This window comes from Synechococcus sp. TAK9802, assembly GCF_014279535.1.
In the GTDB taxonomy this organism is placed as follows: Bacteria; Cyanobacteriota; Cyanobacteriia; order PCC-6307; family Cyanobiaceae; genus Parasynechococcus.
Genome location: NZ_CP047937.1, coordinates 918670 through 934844, shown reverse-complemented (window position 1 = coordinate 934844; position 16175 = coordinate 918670). Strand labels below are relative to the sequence as shown.

At 60.0% G+C, this 16175-nt stretch carries 34 protein-coding genes; 15 read left to right on the top strand and 19 right to left on the bottom strand.

Features of this window, described 5'->3' with window-relative positions:
• The first annotated feature begins 24 nt into the window (after window positions 1-24).
• Window positions 25-408: a hypothetical protein gene (locus tag SynTAK9802_RS05420; RefSeq protein WP_255487873.1), complete on the top strand. Its 384-nt coding sequence runs from the start codon at window positions 25-27 to the stop codon at window positions 406-408.
• A 431-nt stretch (window positions 409-839) separates the two neighbouring features.
• On the opposite strand, the gene SynTAK9802_RS05415 is transcribed toward SynTAK9802_RS05420, so the two are convergent.
• A complete protein-coding gene (locus SynTAK9802_RS05415) occupies window positions 840-1430 on the bottom strand; it encodes a nucleoside kinase (protein ID WP_186497681.1) in 591 nt (196 codons plus the stop codon).
• Window positions 1431-1600: 170 nt separating this feature from the next.
• Here SynTAK9802_RS05415 and SynTAK9802_RS05410 point away from each other — a divergent pair, with 170 nt between their 5' ends.
• Both SynTAK9802_RS05410 and SynTAK9802_RS05405 read left to right on the top strand, forming a co-directional pair.
• The gene (locus SynTAK9802_RS05410; RefSeq protein WP_170950614.1) at window positions 1601-1843 is read left to right on the top strand and encodes a hypothetical protein; all 243 of its coding nucleotides are present in this window, start codon (window positions 1601-1603) and stop codon (window positions 1841-1843) included.
• 61 nt (window positions 1844-1904) lie between these two features.
• The gene (locus SynTAK9802_RS05405; protein WP_255487872.1) at window positions 1905-3290 is read left to right on the top strand and encodes a serine hydrolase; all 1386 of its coding nucleotides are present in this window, start codon (window positions 1905-1907) and stop codon (window positions 3288-3290) included.
• Window positions 3291-3517: 227 nt separating this feature from the next.
• Here SynTAK9802_RS05405 and SynTAK9802_RS05400 read toward each other — a convergent pair whose 3' ends face one another.
• Entirely contained in the window at window positions 3518-3709 is a 192-nt protein-coding gene (locus SynTAK9802_RS05400; RefSeq protein WP_186497677.1) for a hypothetical protein, read from the bottom strand.
• A gap of 97 nt (window positions 3710-3806) precedes the next feature.
• Here SynTAK9802_RS05400 and SynTAK9802_RS05395 point away from each other — a divergent pair, with 97 nt between their 5' ends.
• Together SynTAK9802_RS05395 and SynTAK9802_RS05390 are read left to right on the top strand one after the other, a co-directional pair.
• Complete coding sequence (locus SynTAK9802_RS05395) at window positions 3807-4058, top strand: hypothetical protein (protein WP_186497676.1); 252 nt, start codon at window positions 3807-3809, stop codon at window positions 4056-4058.
• 215 nt (window positions 4059-4273) lie between these two features.
• Window positions 4274-4534 (top strand): hypothetical protein, encoded by a 261-nt coding sequence (locus tag SynTAK9802_RS05390; protein ID WP_114989305.1) that lies wholly within the window; start codon window positions 4274-4276, stop codon window positions 4532-4534.
• 12 nt (window positions 4535-4546) lie between these two features.
• Here the strand turns inward: SynTAK9802_RS05390 and SynTAK9802_RS05385 are convergent, their stop codons facing one another.
• Entirely contained in the window at window positions 4547-4912 is a 366-nt protein-coding gene (locus tag SynTAK9802_RS05385; RefSeq protein ID WP_255487871.1) for a hypothetical protein, read from the bottom strand.
• Between SynTAK9802_RS05385 and SynTAK9802_RS05380 the strand changes: the two genes are divergently transcribed.
• Together SynTAK9802_RS05380 and SynTAK9802_RS05375 are read left to right on the top strand one after the other, a co-directional pair.
• Complete coding sequence (locus SynTAK9802_RS05380) at window positions 4912-5298, top strand: DCC1-like thiol-disulfide oxidoreductase family protein (RefSeq protein ID WP_186497675.1); 387 nt, start codon at window positions 4912-4914, stop codon at window positions 5296-5298. The genes SynTAK9802_RS05385 and SynTAK9802_RS05380 overlap by 1 nt on opposite strands.
• Window positions 5299-5446: 148 nt before the next feature.
• On the top strand, window positions 5447-5668 hold the full coding sequence (locus tag SynTAK9802_RS05375) for a hypothetical protein (RefSeq protein WP_244272250.1): 222 nt from the start codon (window positions 5447-5449) through the stop codon (window positions 5666-5668).
• Here SynTAK9802_RS05375 and SynTAK9802_RS05370 read toward each other — a convergent pair.
• The 3 genes from SynTAK9802_RS05370 to SynTAK9802_RS05360 all read right to left on the bottom strand — a co-directional run bounded on the left by SynTAK9802_RS05370 (window position 5653) and on the right by SynTAK9802_RS05360 (window position 7124).
• A complete protein-coding gene (locus SynTAK9802_RS05370) occupies window positions 5653-5946 on the bottom strand; it encodes a hypothetical protein (protein WP_186497674.1) in 294 nt (97 codons plus the stop codon). The two genes, SynTAK9802_RS05375 and SynTAK9802_RS05370, sit on opposite strands and share 16 nt — an antisense overlap.
• Entirely contained in the window at window positions 5946-6092 is a 147-nt protein-coding gene (locus SynTAK9802_RS05365) for a hypothetical protein (RefSeq protein WP_170951019.1), read from the bottom strand. The genes SynTAK9802_RS05370 and SynTAK9802_RS05365 overlap by 1 nt, the downstream gene beginning before the upstream one ends.
• Window positions 6093-6263: 171 nt before the next feature.
• On the bottom strand, window positions 6264-7124 hold the full coding sequence (locus SynTAK9802_RS05360) for an SDR family oxidoreductase (protein WP_186497668.1): 861 nt from the start codon (window positions 7122-7124) through the stop codon (window positions 6264-6266).
• A 65-nt stretch (window positions 7125-7189) separates the two neighbouring features.
• On the opposite strand from SynTAK9802_RS05360, the gene SynTAK9802_RS05355 reads away from it, so the two are divergent.
• Window positions 7190-7594, top strand: coding sequence for a YccF domain-containing protein (locus SynTAK9802_RS05355; protein WP_186497666.1), 405 nt, complete (start codon window positions 7190-7192; stop codon window positions 7592-7594).
• 31 nt (window positions 7595-7625) lie between these two features.
• Here SynTAK9802_RS05355 and SynTAK9802_RS05350 read toward each other — a convergent pair whose 3' ends face one another.
• On the bottom strand, window positions 7626-7979 hold the full coding sequence (locus SynTAK9802_RS05350; protein WP_186497664.1) for a hypothetical protein: 354 nt from the start codon (window positions 7977-7979) through the stop codon (window positions 7626-7628).
• A gap of 358 nt (window positions 7980-8337) precedes the next feature.
• Here SynTAK9802_RS05350 and SynTAK9802_RS12560 point away from each other — a divergent pair, with 358 nt between their 5' ends.
• Window positions 8338-8460: a hypothetical protein gene (locus SynTAK9802_RS12560; RefSeq protein ID WP_255487870.1), complete on the top strand. Its 123-nt coding sequence runs from the start codon at window positions 8338-8340 to the stop codon at window positions 8458-8460.
• 9 nt (window positions 8461-8469) lie between these two features.
• Here SynTAK9802_RS12560 and SynTAK9802_RS05345 read toward each other — a convergent pair whose 3' ends face one another.
• The gene (locus tag SynTAK9802_RS05345) at window positions 8470-8706 is read right to left on the bottom strand and encodes a hypothetical protein (protein WP_006851383.1); all 237 of its coding nucleotides are present in this window, start codon (window positions 8704-8706) and stop codon (window positions 8470-8472) included.
• 85 nt (window positions 8707-8791) lie between these two features.
• Between SynTAK9802_RS05345 and sodC the strand changes: the two genes are divergently transcribed.
• The gene (sodC, locus tag SynTAK9802_RS05340; protein WP_186497662.1) at window positions 8792-9328 is read left to right on the top strand and encodes a superoxide dismutase family protein; all 537 of its coding nucleotides are present in this window, start codon (window positions 8792-8794) and stop codon (window positions 9326-9328) included.
• Between the two features lies 1 nt (window position 9329).
• Here the strand turns inward: sodC and SynTAK9802_RS05335 are convergent, their stop codons facing one another.
• Together SynTAK9802_RS05335 and SynTAK9802_RS05330 are read right to left on the bottom strand one after the other, a co-directional pair.
• A complete protein-coding gene (locus tag SynTAK9802_RS05335) occupies window positions 9330-9524 on the bottom strand; it encodes a hypothetical protein (protein ID WP_186497660.1) in 195 nt (64 codons plus the stop codon).
• Window positions 9524-9694: a hypothetical protein gene (locus SynTAK9802_RS05330; RefSeq protein WP_186497658.1), complete on the bottom strand. Its 171-nt coding sequence runs from the start codon at window positions 9692-9694 to the stop codon at window positions 9524-9526. The genes SynTAK9802_RS05335 and SynTAK9802_RS05330 overlap by 1 nt, the downstream gene beginning before the upstream one ends.
• A gap of 112 nt (window positions 9695-9806) precedes the next feature.
• On the opposite strand from SynTAK9802_RS05330, the gene SynTAK9802_RS05325 reads away from it, so the two are divergent.
• Window positions 9807-10073, top strand: coding sequence for a hypothetical protein (locus SynTAK9802_RS05325; protein ID WP_255487869.1), 267 nt, complete (start codon window positions 9807-9809; stop codon window positions 10071-10073).
• Between the two features lie 19 nt (window positions 10074-10092).
• Here the strand turns inward: SynTAK9802_RS05325 and SynTAK9802_RS05320 are convergent, their stop codons facing one another.
• From SynTAK9802_RS05320 to SynTAK9802_RS05310, 3 genes are all read right to left on the bottom strand, one after another.
• Window positions 10093-10338, bottom strand: coding sequence for an RNA-binding protein (locus SynTAK9802_RS05320; RefSeq protein WP_006850138.1), 246 nt, complete (start codon window positions 10336-10338; stop codon window positions 10093-10095).
• 89 nt (window positions 10339-10427) lie between these two features.
• Entirely contained in the window at window positions 10428-10730 is a 303-nt protein-coding gene (locus SynTAK9802_RS05315) for a hypothetical protein (RefSeq protein WP_186497656.1), read from the bottom strand.
• Entirely contained in the window at window positions 10700-11893 is a 1194-nt protein-coding gene (locus SynTAK9802_RS05310; RefSeq protein WP_186497654.1) for a glycosyltransferase family 2 protein, read from the bottom strand. The genes SynTAK9802_RS05315 and SynTAK9802_RS05310 overlap by 31 nt, the downstream gene beginning before the upstream one ends.
• Window positions 11894-12005: 112 nt before the next feature.
• Here SynTAK9802_RS05310 and SynTAK9802_RS05305 point away from each other — a divergent pair, with 112 nt between their 5' ends.
• Window positions 12006-12185: a hypothetical protein gene (locus tag SynTAK9802_RS05305; protein WP_186497653.1), complete on the top strand. Its 180-nt coding sequence runs from the start codon at window positions 12006-12008 to the stop codon at window positions 12183-12185.
• Here SynTAK9802_RS05305 and SynTAK9802_RS05300 read toward each other — a convergent pair.
• Both SynTAK9802_RS05300 and SynTAK9802_RS05295 read right to left on the bottom strand, forming a co-directional pair.
• Entirely contained in the window at window positions 12174-12710 is a 537-nt protein-coding gene (locus tag SynTAK9802_RS05300; protein ID WP_186497652.1) for a DUF924 family protein, read from the bottom strand. The two genes, SynTAK9802_RS05305 and SynTAK9802_RS05300, sit on opposite strands and share 12 nt — an antisense overlap.
• Window positions 12707-14380 (bottom strand): protein adenylyltransferase SelO family protein, encoded by a 1674-nt coding sequence (locus SynTAK9802_RS05295; RefSeq protein ID WP_186497651.1) that lies wholly within the window; start codon window positions 14378-14380, stop codon window positions 12707-12709. The genes SynTAK9802_RS05300 and SynTAK9802_RS05295 overlap by 4 nt, the downstream gene beginning before the upstream one ends.
• A gap of 108 nt (window positions 14381-14488) precedes the next feature.
• Here SynTAK9802_RS05295 and SynTAK9802_RS05290 point away from each other — a divergent pair, with 108 nt between their 5' ends.
• Window positions 14489-14638 (top strand): hypothetical protein, encoded by a 150-nt coding sequence (locus SynTAK9802_RS05290; RefSeq protein WP_170950618.1) that lies wholly within the window; start codon window positions 14489-14491, stop codon window positions 14636-14638.
• Here SynTAK9802_RS05290 and SynTAK9802_RS05285 read toward each other — a convergent pair.
• The 3 genes from SynTAK9802_RS05285 to SynTAK9802_RS05275 all read right to left on the bottom strand — a co-directional run bounded on the left by SynTAK9802_RS05285 (window position 14632) and on the right by SynTAK9802_RS05275 (window position 15209).
• On the bottom strand, window positions 14632-14808 hold the full coding sequence (locus tag SynTAK9802_RS05285) for a hypothetical protein (RefSeq protein WP_156783051.1): 177 nt from the start codon (window positions 14806-14808) through the stop codon (window positions 14632-14634). The two genes, SynTAK9802_RS05290 and SynTAK9802_RS05285, sit on opposite strands and share 7 nt — an antisense overlap.
• Window positions 14809-14811: 3 nt before the next feature.
• Window positions 14812-14973: a hypothetical protein gene (locus tag SynTAK9802_RS05280; protein WP_170950619.1), complete on the bottom strand. Its 162-nt coding sequence runs from the start codon at window positions 14971-14973 to the stop codon at window positions 14812-14814.
• Between the two features lie 83 nt (window positions 14974-15056).
• Window positions 15057-15209 carry a hypothetical protein gene (locus SynTAK9802_RS05275; RefSeq protein WP_244272254.1) on the bottom strand — a complete coding sequence of 51 codons (153 nt, stop codon included), beginning with the start codon at window positions 15207-15209 and terminating at the stop codon, window positions 15057-15059.
• A 119-nt stretch (window positions 15210-15328) separates the two neighbouring features.
• Here SynTAK9802_RS05275 and SynTAK9802_RS05270 point away from each other — a divergent pair, with 119 nt between their 5' ends.
• Together SynTAK9802_RS05270 and SynTAK9802_RS05265 are read left to right on the top strand one after the other, a co-directional pair.
• Window positions 15329-15490: a hypothetical protein gene (locus SynTAK9802_RS05270; RefSeq protein ID WP_170950620.1), complete on the top strand. Its 162-nt coding sequence runs from the start codon at window positions 15329-15331 to the stop codon at window positions 15488-15490.
• Window positions 15491-15600: 110 nt separating this feature from the next.
• On the top strand, window positions 15601-16029 hold the full coding sequence (locus tag SynTAK9802_RS05265; protein WP_186497650.1) for a tellurite resistance TerB family protein: 429 nt from the start codon (window positions 15601-15603) through the stop codon (window positions 16027-16029).
• Here the strand turns inward: SynTAK9802_RS05265 and SynTAK9802_RS05260 are convergent.
• A complete protein-coding gene (locus SynTAK9802_RS05260) occupies window positions 16026-16175 on the bottom strand; it encodes a hypothetical protein (protein WP_170950621.1) in 150 nt (49 codons plus the stop codon). The genes SynTAK9802_RS05265 and SynTAK9802_RS05260 overlap by 4 nt on opposite strands.

Genomic DNA, 16175 nt, shown 5'->3' with positions numbered 1-16175 from the left:
AGCAACCCCAGCCCACGCATCGAATTGGCAAGTTGGATTTGTGAGGAAAAACGCCTCACAGGGTGGAAACAAGGACACACTCCTGCGAGCCGTTTTGGAACCCCTGCCTTTGGCGGGGGTTTCTTTTTGTCTGCCAGGGAGCCCATGGAATCGGTCATCAACGAAATCGAGTTCAACTTCGAGCAGACCGTCAGCATTCGAACTGACGTGAAGCTGAGCAAGGACGACGTAAAGCAGATCGTCTCAGAAGCTCCCGCAGAAACCCTGGAGGAGATTGTCTACCAAAGCCTGGTGACCGATGAGCTGTATCTCAGGGCGAGGGCCAAGGAGATCGCCGCCAAACTCAAACAAGACGATCTTGAAGTGAACAGAATCGAGTACTGGGACGACGAAGGAAACAAGGTCTGAACCTGTCGCCCCTGGGCGGGGCACTGCCGGAGGCCTCTGATGAACGAGAGGCCCCTGCTGGCGGAACAGGACCTGCTTGAGCCATGGTGCAAGCAGGTGCCTTTGAAGGCTGTTGCGCACTCAACGTCAGCTTCGCCAGCAGGTGCTGGCTCAGTCCCCGGCAGGCAAGCCACGATCCTTGATGGATTTTCGCTGGGCGCTATCAGAACCTTCAGGCCCTAACCCTGCGTCAGCCAAGCAAAGAGCAGCGTTTGTTTCGACGCAACAAGCTGCACCGGATCGATGGATGGCGAAAATCTCGCGCTTTTTGTCTCGCCCTAAAAAGCAGACCCGCTGATCAAATCAGCCAGGGCAAACCATCAATCAATCAGCCTCCAGACGCACAGGCCTACGCAGAAACAAACCACTGAGACTGATCAACGCTTAAGCAGCTATCCAATTCTGCTGAGAATTGGCTCCAGATCGAAGTTGTAGCCCCGAACAACAAGATCTGCGCGACGCTTCAAAGGGTGAATGAAGCGACGCTCACCCGGGAGCATTTCGCACAGCATCTGGCGAATCACATAGGAAGCTGGCCTCTGCCTGTCGCGAACATCACGCCAGAGACGCTTGATCAACCTCTGAAGCAGTGGGGTTTCGACGTACACAACCAGCGAGATGGGCACAGCCTCCAACAGGTGCTGTGGCCCGTAGGAGCCTTCCACCAGAACCAGGTCATAGGGCTGCTGCAACAACCTGGAGCTGACCCTGCGGCTGCGCATGTCGTAGCTGCGCAGCGCGTTCAACTGGCGGTAGCGAACAGCGCTGAGCTGCAACCTCAGCTGATCCGCATCAATGGCATCCACCGTGTCGAAGCCATAGCGCGGGCTGGGCGACCAACCACAGCGGTAGTAGTCGTCGCAGGCGATCAGCAGGGGATGACGCCCTCTGGCACGCAGCTGTTCGGCCAGACGGGCGGCAAGGGTTGTCTTGCCGGCCGCAGACGGCCCGCAGATGCACACCAGAGGAACTGCCCCAGACAAGCGCCGCCTTCATCAAGAACCATGCTGAAAACGCCGCCCCAAAAGAAGCAGGAAAAACAGTAGCCGTTGATACCAATTGAGGTTAGGGTGTGGTCACGTTGAGCCTCATCAACAGGCCGCAGTCAGATCCACGCCAGGCAACGGGGGCGTGGGCACCGCGCAAGAGAGAGATGAACACCCTTCAACTGATCAAGGCACGGACTGTGCGCAATCAGGCCATCGAAACGGCCAGAACACAGATGGCACGGGCCTACCGCCACCAAGGCCACACCGACCGGGTCCACACCCCGGTGGGAAGCAAAACCAAGGTGCTGCGCTATCGCGGCGTTGCCTACGAACAAATCGACCCACAACAGCACCCAAGCGGTGGGCGGGAACTGCGTTACCGCGGCGTCAGTTACGACGTGTACTGAAGCCAACGTTGTATCCATGATTGAAGCGGGGACACCCCCGCTTTTTTCATGGCCATTGAGGGTGACAAAGCAGCAGTGGCGGACGGTGGTGATCTCCGTGGCGGCCGTGGCCTTCAGCGCCACAGCAGGCCTGGAGCCTCCGCTGCGCAACCTGATCACATTCGCCAGGGCGGGTACGAGTTTCAGCGCCAAGCAGCTCTGCAGCAGCGTGCTGATGGCTGGAATGGATCCAGAGCAGGTGCTCAACGAAGATCTGGCCGCCGGCCAGGGGATGATCCACACCCGGATCAAACCAAACGCTGGACGCGTTGAGGCCAGCGCCCTGTTCGGGCTGATTCGTGCTGAAGCGATTCAGAACGGCGAACGGGGATGCACATGGCAGATCGATGGGCATCCAAAACCCCGGCTGCCCAAGCCAAACCAGCCTGACTCCGCGACGCCCCATCCCATTGGCACCGCCTGGCCCCTGAGCGACACAGCCGCCGCAGAACCGCCAGAGGTTGATGAGCAGGCACTGAAGGACGCTCTCGATCGCGCCTTTGAAGAGAACGAGCCGCTCACACCCAAACGCACCCGCGCCGTTGTGGTGGTGCAGAACGGCTGGGTGATCGCCGAGCGCTACGCCCAAGGCATCCAGCCCGACATGCCACTGATTGGCTGGTCGATGAGCAAAAGCATCACCCATGCCCTAATCGGACGGGCCATCCAAGAAGGGCTTCTGGATCCAGGCAAGCCACCGAAGGTGCCTGAATGGAGTGATCCGCAGGATCCACGCCAAAGGATCAGCCTGGATCAACTGCTGCGCATGAACAGCGGACTGGCTTTCGAGGAATCGACGGGAACACTGAACTCGGACCTGGTGCGGATGCTGACCCAGGAAGCCGACATGGCAGGGTTCGCCGCCAGCCAACCCCTCAGCAAAAAACCGGGAAAGAAGTGGAGCTATTCATCCGGAACCACCAACATCCTCAGCCGGATCCTGAGACACGCCATCGATGACGATCAGCGCTACTGGAGCTTTCCCGAGAAGGCATTGTTCGGGCCTCTCGGGATAACAACTGCCGTTCTCGAAAACGACAACAGTGGAACCTTGGTGGGCTCATCCCTGGTGTGGGCCAGCGGCCGCGATTGGGTCCGGTTTGGCCAGTTGTACCTCGATCAGGGCCGCTGGAACGGCAAGCAACTTCTGCCCGCAACCTGGGTGCGGCAGGCACGGACGGCGTCGCGGGGATCCAAACAGGCCTATGGCGCGCACTGGTGGCTCAGCCGCCGCAAGTCAAGGCCGGATCTGCCCAATGACAGCTATTCAGCTGAGGGCTATCAGGGACAACTTCTTCTGGTGGCTCCATCCCAGCGCGCGGTGATCGTGCGACTGGGACAGACACCCAGAAAGTCGGGATTTGATGCCAATGCTTTCGGGGCTGATGTTCTTTCAGCCCTTCGATAAGGAGAACGGCAGGACTCAGTTCTTGTCGCCGCCCTTGGGAACGAACGCCTGGGATGCTGCAACGAGAAGTCCGGTGATCAGCAGGGCCGGAAGAATGACAGTCGGACCGCCTGGAGCTGTCTGAGAGGCGAACAACAGCATGATCTGGCAATAAAAACCACTGATCACCCTGGCAGAACAGGGGGCAAACAGCGACTCCTGCAAATGTTTGTCGCAGAGACGAAGGCTCAGCAGATCACGACGGGAAAGAGAAAAAGTTCGCCCTGCACGGCATCACAGGCTCGAACAGAAGCGGTGGGCCTGGCACGAGGTTTCGCCACCGCCGAGGCTGCCGGCGGAAACGCCTTGCGGGGTCGGATCAAGGAATGCCGCATCCACTCGTCAGCGCGGAAGGTGGCGTAAGGAGAACTCGCAGCCATGAGTTTCGGAACAGTACATCTGTTTTAGTGCGCATGTACTACAGCGTCAACCCAGGCGCTCTCCGCAACAATCACGGGAACCACTGCCCATCCGCAGGTGACGAAACAGGACGACGCCATCGGCAGCCGCTTGAGCCGGATCGAAGCTCAGCTGGCCAGGATTGAAGAGCTTCTGCTCAACGCAGGAGTTGGCGAAGGTCAGAACCCATCAGCAACGCAGGAACAGTGCTACGAGGCATGGGTCCACTATCTGAACAACACCCCTGAGGCCGTCGAGGCTCACCTCACCGCCCACGAGATGGCCGCCCTAAAAGCCTCCATCAACGCCCAAGTTCCAAGCGATTCGTAGAGTTATTCACAGCTTTTCCACAGGGCCAAAACAGCTGATCCTGGCGATCACAGTGGTTTTGGCCATCAGCGTGGAAAACAAGCCTCAGATGCTCGGCAGTCCCCGGCACATCCTGCCGCTCAATGTGAAGAATGCTGTGCTGGCCATTGTTTTCAAGCAACAAATGCATCAGTGATTTCGAAGACGCCTCAAGTGGCAACGAAGCGGTCCCTGCTGTGAACGAAGCAAGCAATCCTCAGGAGAAGCTTCAGGGCACCGATCCGCCAGAGGAGTCGGTTGAAAAACTGTGGAAAAACAAAAGATTCTGTTGTGATCACTGCAGACAGCCGGGAGACGTGCATTTCCGGGTGATCACCGCCCGACTCGCCGACTGGATCCTGGTGTGTGAAACCTGCTGGCCGAACTTTCGCGAACAAGCTGGTTATCGCTATGGAGGAACCCGCAAGGCCAACCGTCGCAAGCGAAAACGGCGGTAGCTGGAGGAAGGCTCAGATCAGTTCACATTGGTGGCGAATCACCGTGCCGCGGCGTTCCCAAAATTCCGGTGCTGATTGATCAACGACCCGCCACCACCAACGGCCATCGGTGTAACTGGGGGCACCTGCATTGTTGGTGCGCGGTAATTGCAACTCCAGATCACGCCAGCGCAGCAGAACTCCGTCCCCCGGCAGGGTTCCCTCCAACGTGTTGGGAATGCCTTCCGCCAGGCCAGTGAGATCAACGGCTCCCCGCGTGATCTCAACACTGAGCCGATCCCCGTCGCAGATCCAATCGGCCCATGACGGCTGGGGAGCCAACAGCAGACAGAGCATCAACAACGCCAGGCCCAGGCCCTTCGCGACAGAATTCAGCAATGCTGTTGACCCTCATCTACGACGGCGGATGCCCATTCTGTCGAGAGTTCGCCCTCCGCAGTGAGCTCCAGGCGGGTGTTCCCAACCTGCGCATTGTTGATGGGCGCGCCGATCACACGATCCGTCGCGAACTCAATGCCCTCGGCCTGCCTCTGCGCAATGGCGCCGTGCTGATCGAAGGAGAGCAGACGTGGCATGGCAGCGAAGCCATTGCGGAACTCAGCCGGCGCATGAACCCCAGCGATCCCCTGCTCGGACTGCTGGCCAAGCTGTTCAGTGACAACCAACGTTCAGCACTGGCTTATCCAGCCCTGTTGGCAGCACGGCGCCTGGCCCTTGCCACCCGCGGACTGAGCGTTGACCCGGATCAAGCTCGATCAAGCTGACGGAATGAGCCAAAACACGGGTGGTCGCAACCGATACCCCTGAACTACGGTCGAAGCACGCCTAAAGATTCTCTTAAGTATCGATCCTGATCCCTTTGTTCCTGACGCGCTGAGCCATCAGCAACTCAACGCCTTGCTGAAAGCGGCGATGGACACATCCGCCGTCCCAGAAGGGCGACTCAGCGATGACGAATTGCTCCGCGCAGCACTGAGTGCATGGGCCGACCAAACCCAGGAGTTGCTGCGCTGGATCGAAGGGCAGGGCGATGCAGTGAGCGACACCCGATCGCCCAAGCAGGTGATGGCGCTGGGAAGTTTTCGCACCCATCTGGTGATGGGCCTCAAGGCCCTTCGTTATTCCGAAGGCTGAGCCTGCTGCTGCTCACGACGGGCATCACAACACTCCTCGAGAACGGAAAGAAACTGTTCCGGCTCCGGTTGATCGTCAAGATCGAAGCGGGTGGCTGTGGTCACCGTGAAGTTGATCCAGGTTTCCACTTCAGGGCCGCCGGATGCCATCACAAGGTCGTAGCAGGCCTGAAAATCTGAATCCGGTGCAAGATCACGCGCCGCATTGATGACGTCGTACAGCTGATCCATGCCCTCGGCTTGGGCTTCAGCAAAGACGGCACGAATGCGATCCAGCATCAGCAGGCACGCTCAAGCTCAACAACAGAAAGCTCGGCTGTGACGTTGGAGGCTTCGTCTGCAAGCTCAAGAAGTTCTGCGTTGAGCTCCAGCAACATCAAGGCCAAGGAGGACGCAAATTCGATGCAGAACGATTCGTCTTTCACAGCGCCGCCGCGTTGAATGTGCAGGGTCTAATCAACGCAGCAAGTTGAACGTGGATTCCGCAATCCTGCTTTACAACAACAACGAAAAATGAGAAATCGATGCGCAATCTGTATCGAAAAATCAAATCAGCCGCGAACGTTGAACAGCTTCGCTATGCGGGGGTTGGCCCCTCAGGCCGCAACAGGTTCCAGCATGGAGCTGACGCTGGGCTGGAATCCGATTTCACGCAGCCGCGCGTTGCTGACACGGGCATTGAAGATGCGTGCGCCGGGGCGATCGTGGTTGTCCCAGATCACAGGGGGCAGTCCGAAGTCATCACACAAGGCGTTGGAAAGCTGACGCCGGGTGAACTGGAGATCATCCACAAGGTTGTAGATGCCTTGGAGGCGCCGGCCGAAGGCGAAATCAACACCGCGAATGATGTCGTGAAGATGAACCCAGGCATTGATGTGGTTGCCGTTCTTGCGAACCGGCTGCCCAGCAGCACTGCGGATGTACGACGGGATGTCCTTGCCAGGACCGTAAATACCACCCAGCCGCAGCACACAGGCCTGGGTTGAAGCGTCGTTCAAGGAAAGAACAGAGGCCTCGGCGCTGGCCAGAAGAGCGTTGGCGTTGTTGGAACAATCCGGAGGGGTCAGCTCATTGCAGATCGCGCCGGCCTGATCGCCATACACCCCTGCACTGCTCAGGTAGGTCACATGCAGCGGTCGGTGTCCCTGGCGCTGACGCAGCGCCTCAACAAGGGCCGGTACCGCCTGGCCGTAAACCTTCTCGTACTGATCTTCTTCAAAGGTGGCGGTGGTGGGCGCCATCGCAATCAGAACCCCATCGAGCCGATCCAGGAAACTGGGATCCGCCATCGGATCGCCAGCGCTGTAGAGGCGGGGGTGGTCGACCAGATCGCATAGCTCAGCCAACCGTCCGGGGCTGGTGGTGGTGCCGACAACCTCATGGCCCTGGCGCCTGAGATGGGTGGCGACAGCGGATCCCACATATCCACAACCCACAATCCCCCAACTGCCCGCCATGCCCGGTCAAACACCTTTTACAGAATTTAACGAACGAGCCTTGGGCCTGCCGTGACAATGGAGACATGATCTCGATGATCCTCAACCTGCTCTGGGTTGTTCTCGGCGGACTTCCCATGGCTCTGGCCTGGTGGCTGGCCGCGTTGATCTGCGCCATCACCATCGTTGGCCTGCCATGGGCACGGTCGTGCTGGGTGGTCGGTTGTTTCTCGCTCTGGCCCTTCGGCTCCGAAGTCGTGAGCCGTCGTCAGCTCAGGGGACGGGGTGATCTGGGGACGGGCCCCCTGGGGGCGCTCGGTAATTTGATCTGGTTCCTTGTGGCCGGCTGGTGGCTGGCCCTGGGTCACCTCAGCAGTGCCCTGGCCTGTTTTGTCACGATCATCGGCATTCCCTTCGGCATTCAGCACATCAAGCTGGCTTTGATTGCCCTGGCTCCCGTCGGCATGACGGTGGTGAAATCTCGCAACTGATCTCAGCAGAGCTGATCAGAACAGCACCTGATCAGAACAGCACCTGAATCAGCCAGACCATCGCCAAACCGAGCAAGCCGGCCAACAGCAATCCGCCAAGCAGCAAGGTGATGGCGGCCGCCAGCCCGATCCTGGCCATGGTGTCTGGATAGAGAAGAAACAAGGTCAGCCCGAGGGCCACAGGCCACAACGGCGGAATCAACAGGCAGACCCCGGTGAGGATCATCAGCTTGCGATCACGCTTTTGCTTGGCCTCCACCAGAAGGGCCTCGGCGTCAGCTTCACGATCAAGCGCAGCCTGCTCATCGTCACTGAGCCAACGGCCACGAGCCTTGGCACGATCCAGCTCGTCCTCGAGCCGTTCAGCGGGGTTGCCCTTGCTCATCGGCTCACTTTAAAGAGCTTGGGCCTGCAATCAGATCGACTGGAGAGCGCTCCAGCACTGGATTAATGACAAGAATGAATCAAGCTGGAAGCTACATTTGACTCGAATAGGTATTCCTATCTAGGTATTTACCCGCCGCAATAATTTCATTGCCCAAAAAAGAAAATCGGCATAGTGTCGCTCTGCGAATTGAGAAAGGCGTGCTGAATACAAACCTGGAGTCACCAAATGCCTCCCAAGCCTGCGTCACTGAATCACAAGTGAATGCCTATTTCGAATGCCTGACCCTCTGCAATCTTGATGATGGCAGTTGTTATGAACAATGCATTCTCGTGCATCTGAAAAACGAGGTTGATGCATGAAAAGCCTGAGCCATCAAACACAAATGGGCTTGGCATCCATTGCCTCAACCGTTGCTGTTGCTCTTCTCGTGATCGGTTTTATGGGCATGGCCCAGCACATCAATGCCAGCCCGCTCTGAAGCAGCTGCTCACTTCTGACGTTTGAAGGTGTAGCAACCACCGTGGTAGCCGGTGAAGGGTTGGGCGTAGGTCACCAATTCCCAACCCTGCTCTCCCAATTCATTCATCAAGCCCACCAGGGTGACGTCACGCTGCGGATGACTTCTGGAGATCAGCTGGCGATCATCCAGCCAGAGCTCCTCGATTTCCCCGGTCCACGACTTCCCCCGGGGCACGAAGCGCAACTGGGTGTATTCCCAACGCATCACCAAGCATCAGCTGAACGACGCACCATCTTCACCGCAGACGGCACCAACCGGGGGCGACAATTCAAGAACACACTGTTCTGTGATGCGTCGCCTGCTCGCCCAGCTCGTTCTGCTCATCGGCCTGCTCACGCTCACACCGGGCTGGTGCGGAGCCCTGGAGGTGAGCCTGCAACGCATTGATGCCAACGGCATTGGCGAATCGATCGGCAGCGTCACCGCGCAAGACACCGACCAGGGCCTGGTGATTTATCCCGATCTGGCCGGGCTGAGCCCTGGAGAACATGGCTTCCATCTCCACAGCACGGGAAGCTGTGACGTGGGCGTAACCGCCGAAGGCACACCTGTTGCCGGCTTGGCTGCCGGAGGTCACTGGGACCCTGACGAAACGGGTCAACACCTCGGCCCCTTCGGAAACGGTCACCGGGGCGATCTAAGCAGGCTGGTGGTGGATGACGACGGCAAGACCAACACCAGCGTGGTGGCGCCACGGCTCAGCACCGCTGACCTGAAGGGAAAAGCACTGATTGTTCATGCAGGCGGCGACACCTACAGGGATGAGCCCCCCCTCGGTGGAGGTGGAGCACGGGTTGCCTGTGGTGTGGTGCCGGACGAGCGCTGACTCAGCCGTTCACCAGGCGGGCATGTAGGCGACAGACCCTGATGGCCTGAGCGGGTGGCTCCTGACAGAGGGCACCGAGTTCCCTGTTCAGCTGCTGGAACAGGGAAAGATCTCCTCCGGGAATTGAGGGAAACACCAGGAACAAACCTGAGGCGATCAAACCGATCACAGCATCGCTCCAACTCTTAAGAAACACTAAGCCCGCGTCGATTCGTGGTGGTGTTCATCCCTGCAGACCACGGCCATCAGCGCGTCGATGTGCAACATCAGGCCAGCGCGCCAGGCGGCGTCTTCGTCACAGGCCTCGATGGTCTCCACCACGATCGAGCCCCCACGCTCAATGATCAGGTCATAGGCGGGTGGCATCGGAGCGTTGCATTGCCTCCCCATTCAGCAGGTGAAGCACGTCAGGCACATCCCCCAATTGAGGGAGTTCAACGGCAGGAGAACATGATCAAACGCTTGAGCTCTCACAACGTTGTTCAAATCTCCCCTGTTTCGGCGCGTCGGGATCTACCTCGTGCTCAGCACCGCAGCTGTCACGGTCGTCAATCAGCTCGAGATTGAACAACAAAGTGCCTATCAGATCTACATCCCGATGTTCATTGGGATCTACATCGTTTCGCGTTGGCTCGACAGTCGGTTCAACCAGGCCTCACAACAGCAGGCCTCTCAACAGCCACAGCCCAACGCAGAACAAAACCTCACCATCCACAACGGAACGCGGTTTTGGACAGTGAGGTGAAGCGAAGCTGTTGTGAAGCTCAGCGGCGGGGTTCGGCCTTGCGAACGGAGATGGCGCGACCCATCCACTCAACGTTCTGCAGGTCGTCGATTGCCGACTGCTCATCGGCTTCGCTGCTGAGGTCAACAAAAGCGAAACCACGCTTGCGGCCCGTCTCCCGGTCGAGGGGCAAGGAGCACTTGCTCACTTCGCCGTACTGACCGAACAGATGAATGAGATCCTCCCGCTCAGCGTCCCAGGAGAGATTTCCGATAAAGATCGTCAAAAAAAGAATTGATCAAGACTACTTACCTTCGCACACAGCGGCCTGAGGCCGAGCCTTCAAAAGGGATGGCTCATCAATGGGATCAAGGACTACCAAACAATTCCGTTCAAACCTGAATTCGATAAAAAGCCTTTGCTTCGAGCCCAATGAAGCCGCAACGAAACCAGGCTTGATTCAGTTGAGGCATGGACATGGGTGGACTCAGCGGTACCAAATCGGACGATTTCATCAACGCAGCCAAAGCCCGTGGCGAAGCTGCCCTGCAAGACAAACAACCCAAATTGACCAAGCTGGAAAAAGCATTCCGGCATGCGGCAATCCGGCGGCGGGCCGAAGATGCCCGCAAAAAGGGACACCACGCCTAATTCAAAGCCCTGCCTTTCCAGGTCCAACCGCGTCCCGTGCGGGTGCGCCAGATCGAGACAGGGCCAATCGCACCCACCAGCAACCCACCGGCTCCCATCAGCCACCAGTAGCTGAGGGGCACATCAAAGTTGCTGCGCGTCCACAGCCGCAGCAGCAGCTGTTGCAGGATGGCCAAGCTCGCCAGCGCCAACACCCACCACCAAGCCGACGCCAGCAGGGGTTGGAGCCAGAGCAGCAGCAGCGATGCCGGCAGCAACAGCCAGGGCACGGTGAACATCAACACCACCACCAAAGCGGCGCCAAGGGCTTTGACGGGGTCCCGGTCCAGGCCCAGAAACCAGTTCTTGGTCCAGCCCTCCCAGAGCGCCGCGAGGTCGCTGTACATCCGCAGATCGACCGCATCAAGCCCCAGGATGTAACGCAGCCGATGGCCTCCTCCCTTGATGGCACGGGCGAGGGCCAGATCTTCCACCACCTCTCCAGCCAGGGCCCGGTGCCCACCAATCTGCGCATAGGTGGAGGCCTTGAACAACATGAAGGGCCCCGCCGCAAACGCCACCGGCGATGCCGGGTCGTTGGTTTCGAGGATGGGAAAGCCGAGGCCCAGGAGGCTGGCCATGATCGGCTGCACCATCCATTCCGCCAGGCATCCGCAACTCAACCGCGGCGCCAGGCTCAGCAGATCGGCCTGCTCATCAAGGGCCTGAGCCAGGGACCGTTTGAGGGCATCGGGCTTGAGCCGAACATCGGCATCGATGAACAACAGCCACTCGCTGGAGACCTGGTCAACGGCCCTGCTGCAGGCCCAGTTCTTGCCCACCCAGCGTTCGTTGACGGGCCTGGGGCCGGCCTGGATCAGCCGAAAGTGGGGCGCTGCAGAACCAGCCCGGAGGGCGTTCTCCACCGTTGCATCGCTGGACTCGTCATCCACCACCAGCAGCGACCAGTCCCGGCAGGGGGGCTGATTGGCCAGAACGCTGGCGACACAGGCCTCAATGTTGTGGGCCTCGTTGAAGGCCGGGATCACCACGGTCAGCGACGTGTCGGGAACAGCAACGTCTTGGGCCGGCTTCAAGCGCGGTGCCACAGAAAACACCCGTTGCAGCCCCAACTGAAGGATCAGCAATCCCGCTGCAGCTGAACCAGCCGCAGCAAGAAACAGCAGGGGCTCAAGCAGGGCAAGCGTCAAGGCCAAACAACGGCATGCAGTGCAGCAGTCTTAACTGAATTCAGCAGTCATTCCGCAGACGCCTCAGGCGGTGCTGGCACGGGGCTACAGCTGAATTAGACCCAGCGCAACCATGACTCTCCACGTCGCCAATGAGATGGATGAAGTGGAAGTGGCGGTCTGGTGGGACCTGTCGCGCATCGTTCGGCACTTCGAACGCCAGGGGCTGGAGCGCCGAGCCGTGAAAGCTGCCGTGATGAATGCAGCGCTGCGTCTGATGAAAGACGAAGGCGAGGGACCCTCAACGTTGTGATTGCTGCGTAAACACCATTTCCTCCGGTGAACTCACCCGTCCAAGAGCAGCATTGCGATGGGGATAGCGGCCAAAGCGCTGCAGCTGGAGGAGATGGCGGCGGGCCACATCGGCGGTGGCAGCGTCCGCGAAGTGCTTCAGCAAAGGGATGGCCTTGGCCACCACGCTGATGTCTTCGCTATGCAGAAGAGGCATCAGCCAGAACTGCCGCCGCGGTCGTTGCGATTCCGCTGCGATCCATCCCCGCTCCAGCGCCTCCAGGCTCAGCTTCAGAGCCTGAGGATCTCCGGCAAAGGCTTGGGCCTGGCCCCGCCAGATCTGACGGGTGAACTGATCCAGCAGCAGCACGAGGGCCAGACCACTGCTGGGTCCACAGCTCCAGTGGTCCAGCTCTCCAGCGAGGGCACGCTCAACGGACTCGCCGAATCGCTCTCGCACCAGGGCATCGAAGCTGTCGCGGCGACGAAACCACTGCCAGGGACAGCACTGCTGGAACCAGAACTCCAGAACGTCGTCAGCGCTCAAGACGAACAGCTGTAGTGGGACACCCCACCGGCGCTGAAGAATTCCCGCGGTTTCAAGCGGTCGTAGCGAGCCGCCAATTCAGCGGAAGGGGGCTCGTAGGGGGTGCTGAACAGCTGCTGCAGTTCAGCCATCAAGGAGGTGTCGCCTGCGCCAGCCTGCTGGTAGGCCGGAGCGATCAACCATTCACGCCAGGTGATGGCCGGGTTGACCCGTCGCATGCCAGCAGAGATCAGGGCCGGATCAACGCCACTGGGCCACTGGGCACGCCAGCGCAGCAACCAGTCGTTCCATTGGGATTCAAGGGGGGCCGAAAGGGGCAGATAGAAACAGTCCCGCAGCGGATCAATCTGCTCGGGCAGATCCGACAAGCGGCGGAAAAACATCGAGTAATCGGCGCTGGACTCCACGAGGAGCTTCAACAGCTCTTGCACCAGGGCGTCGTCGGCACTGGGCAGACCGAGTTTGCTGCTCCACATCCGTTGCATGGCCTCCTGCATGGCAGCGGGGAACTGCTCCAGCAACTGATCCAGTTGGGCCTGGACCTCCGCCTGGCCCTCCATCAGCGTGCGCAGGGATTTCCAGAACATGCGGTAGTTGGCCTCCGCGGCCACCGGCTGGTTGAAGAAGCAGAAGTGGGCGCCGCCCCCGGTCCAGGGCTGAAAGCGCGGATCGAACAGCTCGCAGAAGCCAAACGGGCCGTAGTCGAGAGTGAAGCCACCGGCGGCGCAGTTGTCGCTGTTGAAGTTGCCCTGGCAATAGCCCACACGGATCCAGTTGGCCACAAGGGTCGTGAGGCGATCACGGAACAAGCGCGCCAACAGCACAACCTGGTCGCTGAAGAGCAGGCCGGGATCGATCTCCTGGCGGTAATTGCGTTCGATCAAGTGCACCACGATCTGGTGCAATTCCTGATGCGCCCGGGGATGGGCCTCACTGCGGGCACGGCGGGCGAACAACTCCAGCTGCCCCACCCGCAGAAACGATGGCGCCACCCGGGTGCTGATGGCCGCCGGGTTATCGACCATCACGTCCGGATCCATCGAGCGTGAGTTCTCGGAATACCAGGGGCGACGCACCGTCTCGGCATGGGAGACGTAGAGCGTCAACGACCGGGAGGTGGGCACACCGAGGGCATGCATGAAGTCCTGCGCCAGAAATTCACGGACGCTGGAGCGCAGCACGGCGCGACCATCAGCACCACGGCAGTAAGGGGTAGGACCACCACCTTTGAGCTGCATCTCCCAGCGGCGCCCTTCAAACAAGCCCTCGAACACCGACATGGCTCGGCCATCGCCGTAGCCGTTGCCATTGCCGAAGGGGCACTGCTGGGTGTATTCGGTGCCGTAGATCGAGAGGGCGTAGCCGGTGGCCCAGCCCCAGGGCCGCATCGGACCGGTGGCCACACCGAGATCACCGGAAAACATGCGGCGGAACTGATCGTCCTGGGCCAGGTCGTCGTTGAGACCCAGCTCGCTGAACAGGCTGCGGCTGTGCGCCAGGTATTGGGGCTCGGGGATCGGGGTGGGCGTCACCGGCACGTAGTGGCCCGAGAGCACCTGGCGGGGACGGTGGTCCTCCCCATCCGCTGTGGACTCCGGGTCAGGCGTGAGGGCTTCCAGCAGGGAGTAGTCGGCCCGTTCGGCGAACTCAGCAAACGTGGCGGTGCTCATCGGACCATGACGCTGAACCCATCATCGCCAGAGCTGCGGCCGGGTGTTTTGACCGATGGCCAATGCCGAGCCGAGGCCTTACACCGAGGGAAGCATCCAAGGACAACCGTGGGCAAAGCCAGGAAACTTCGCTCCGACAACCGGCAGGAGGAGCTGATCACCAGCCTGATCGGGCTGACTGCCATTTTTGTGGCCACGGCCATCTGGTGGAGCGTGGCTCCCCAGTGGCTCACCAGCAGCTGGCAGACCTTTCAGTAATCAGGCATGGACGCCTCAGCCCGCAGCCTGCACCAGGGCTCCAGCAGGGTGGGGCGCCCGCAATGGGGGCAATCCTGCCCCCGCTTCTCCACCTGAACGAAGGGGATCCAACGGGAGTTGGCCTGCCCTTCATAGCCGCAGTGCTTGCAGTGAATCCGGTATTCAGCCATGGCTCAGAGGGCGGGCTTTTCCTGACGTTGCACGGCCTCATGGGCCTGGCGCAGGCCATGCACCATGAAGCAATAGGCCGGATTGCACACCAGATATTTGCCGTCGCCGATGGCGTCGATGGTGGACCCACGCGAGGTGGCAAAAATGCGGCTTTTGAACTCCATCTCATCTCCTTGGCTGACCTCACTGTTGTGGGGACATGGAGGAGCGGCAACCCGTGTAAACGCGCATTGTGCGCAGGGCTGACTCAGTCGACGGGTTCGCAGTGATCGCCATCGCACTGCAGGCCGCATTGGGGTTGCTTGGCGCCGTACTGCCAGGGACGACGCATGGCCCAGTACTCATCCACCAAGCCGAGCAGGTAGGTGCCGATGCGCCGGAGCAGGGAAGCCTGTTTCATGCCTTCAAGCTGGCAACGGCGCCGCAAGCCTGCAACTGAACGCGACCAAATCAAGGTGGCGAAACACAGCCGAGGTGGGTTAGGCCCGATGCAGTGCTGCTTAGCTTGAGCACCGGCCCATGACCACCACGCAACATTCGAACCAGCTGCTGGAAGAGCTGGTGGCCGAAGAGATCGGCTTTCAGATCGATCAGATCGCTGAAGACCTGCAGCGGGAAGGCTGGCCGATCGCCATGGTGAAGCGGTTCATGCATGTGGCCGTGGAGCGCCTGCCGGAATGAGGCGACAGGCCAACTAGGTGCAACGACTCATCTGCGCAGAGCTGTTGCGCTTTTAACAACAGGGATCGCGACCATTCGTTGACAGTTGGCCAACGCTTGCGCCATTCCTGATGAATGTCGTCACTGCTTTTGCGGCCGTCGGCCTCACCGCGGTGTCGTGGGACGACACCCTCAGCCGGGCTGGGGCCAGGGCATTCCGGCATGCCCTCGACTACCGCGCGCCCTACTGCCGGATGAGTGAAAACGAAGTGGTGCTGCTGATGGATGCGGTGCTGGCCATGCGCCTTGAGAAGGGCACCAAGGCGCTGATGCTGGAAGCAGCCAAGGCGCTCACGGCCGATCAAGCGCTCACGGCCTACGCCATGGCCTCAGAACTGATGCGCTCCGATGGGCCCTATTCCGCCGAGGAGCGGCGAAGGCTGGATCTGCTGGCCTTGATGCTCTCGATCTCGCAGGTGGAAGCCGAGCGCATCGATTCGGTTTTTGAGTTACTGCACGCCCCCCTGGAGCCAGCCCTTCTGGTCAACGGCGCGCCTTAGGCCGCACGCTTGTCATCACCGAACCAGATGCCCCGGCGGCTGTCGGGCAGACGGACCACGGCGCGCTCATAGCGCTGGCGGCAGCTGCGGGCACGGAGATGCTCTTCGGCCTCCTGAAGCAGCTGTTGCAGCCTGACGTCGTCCAT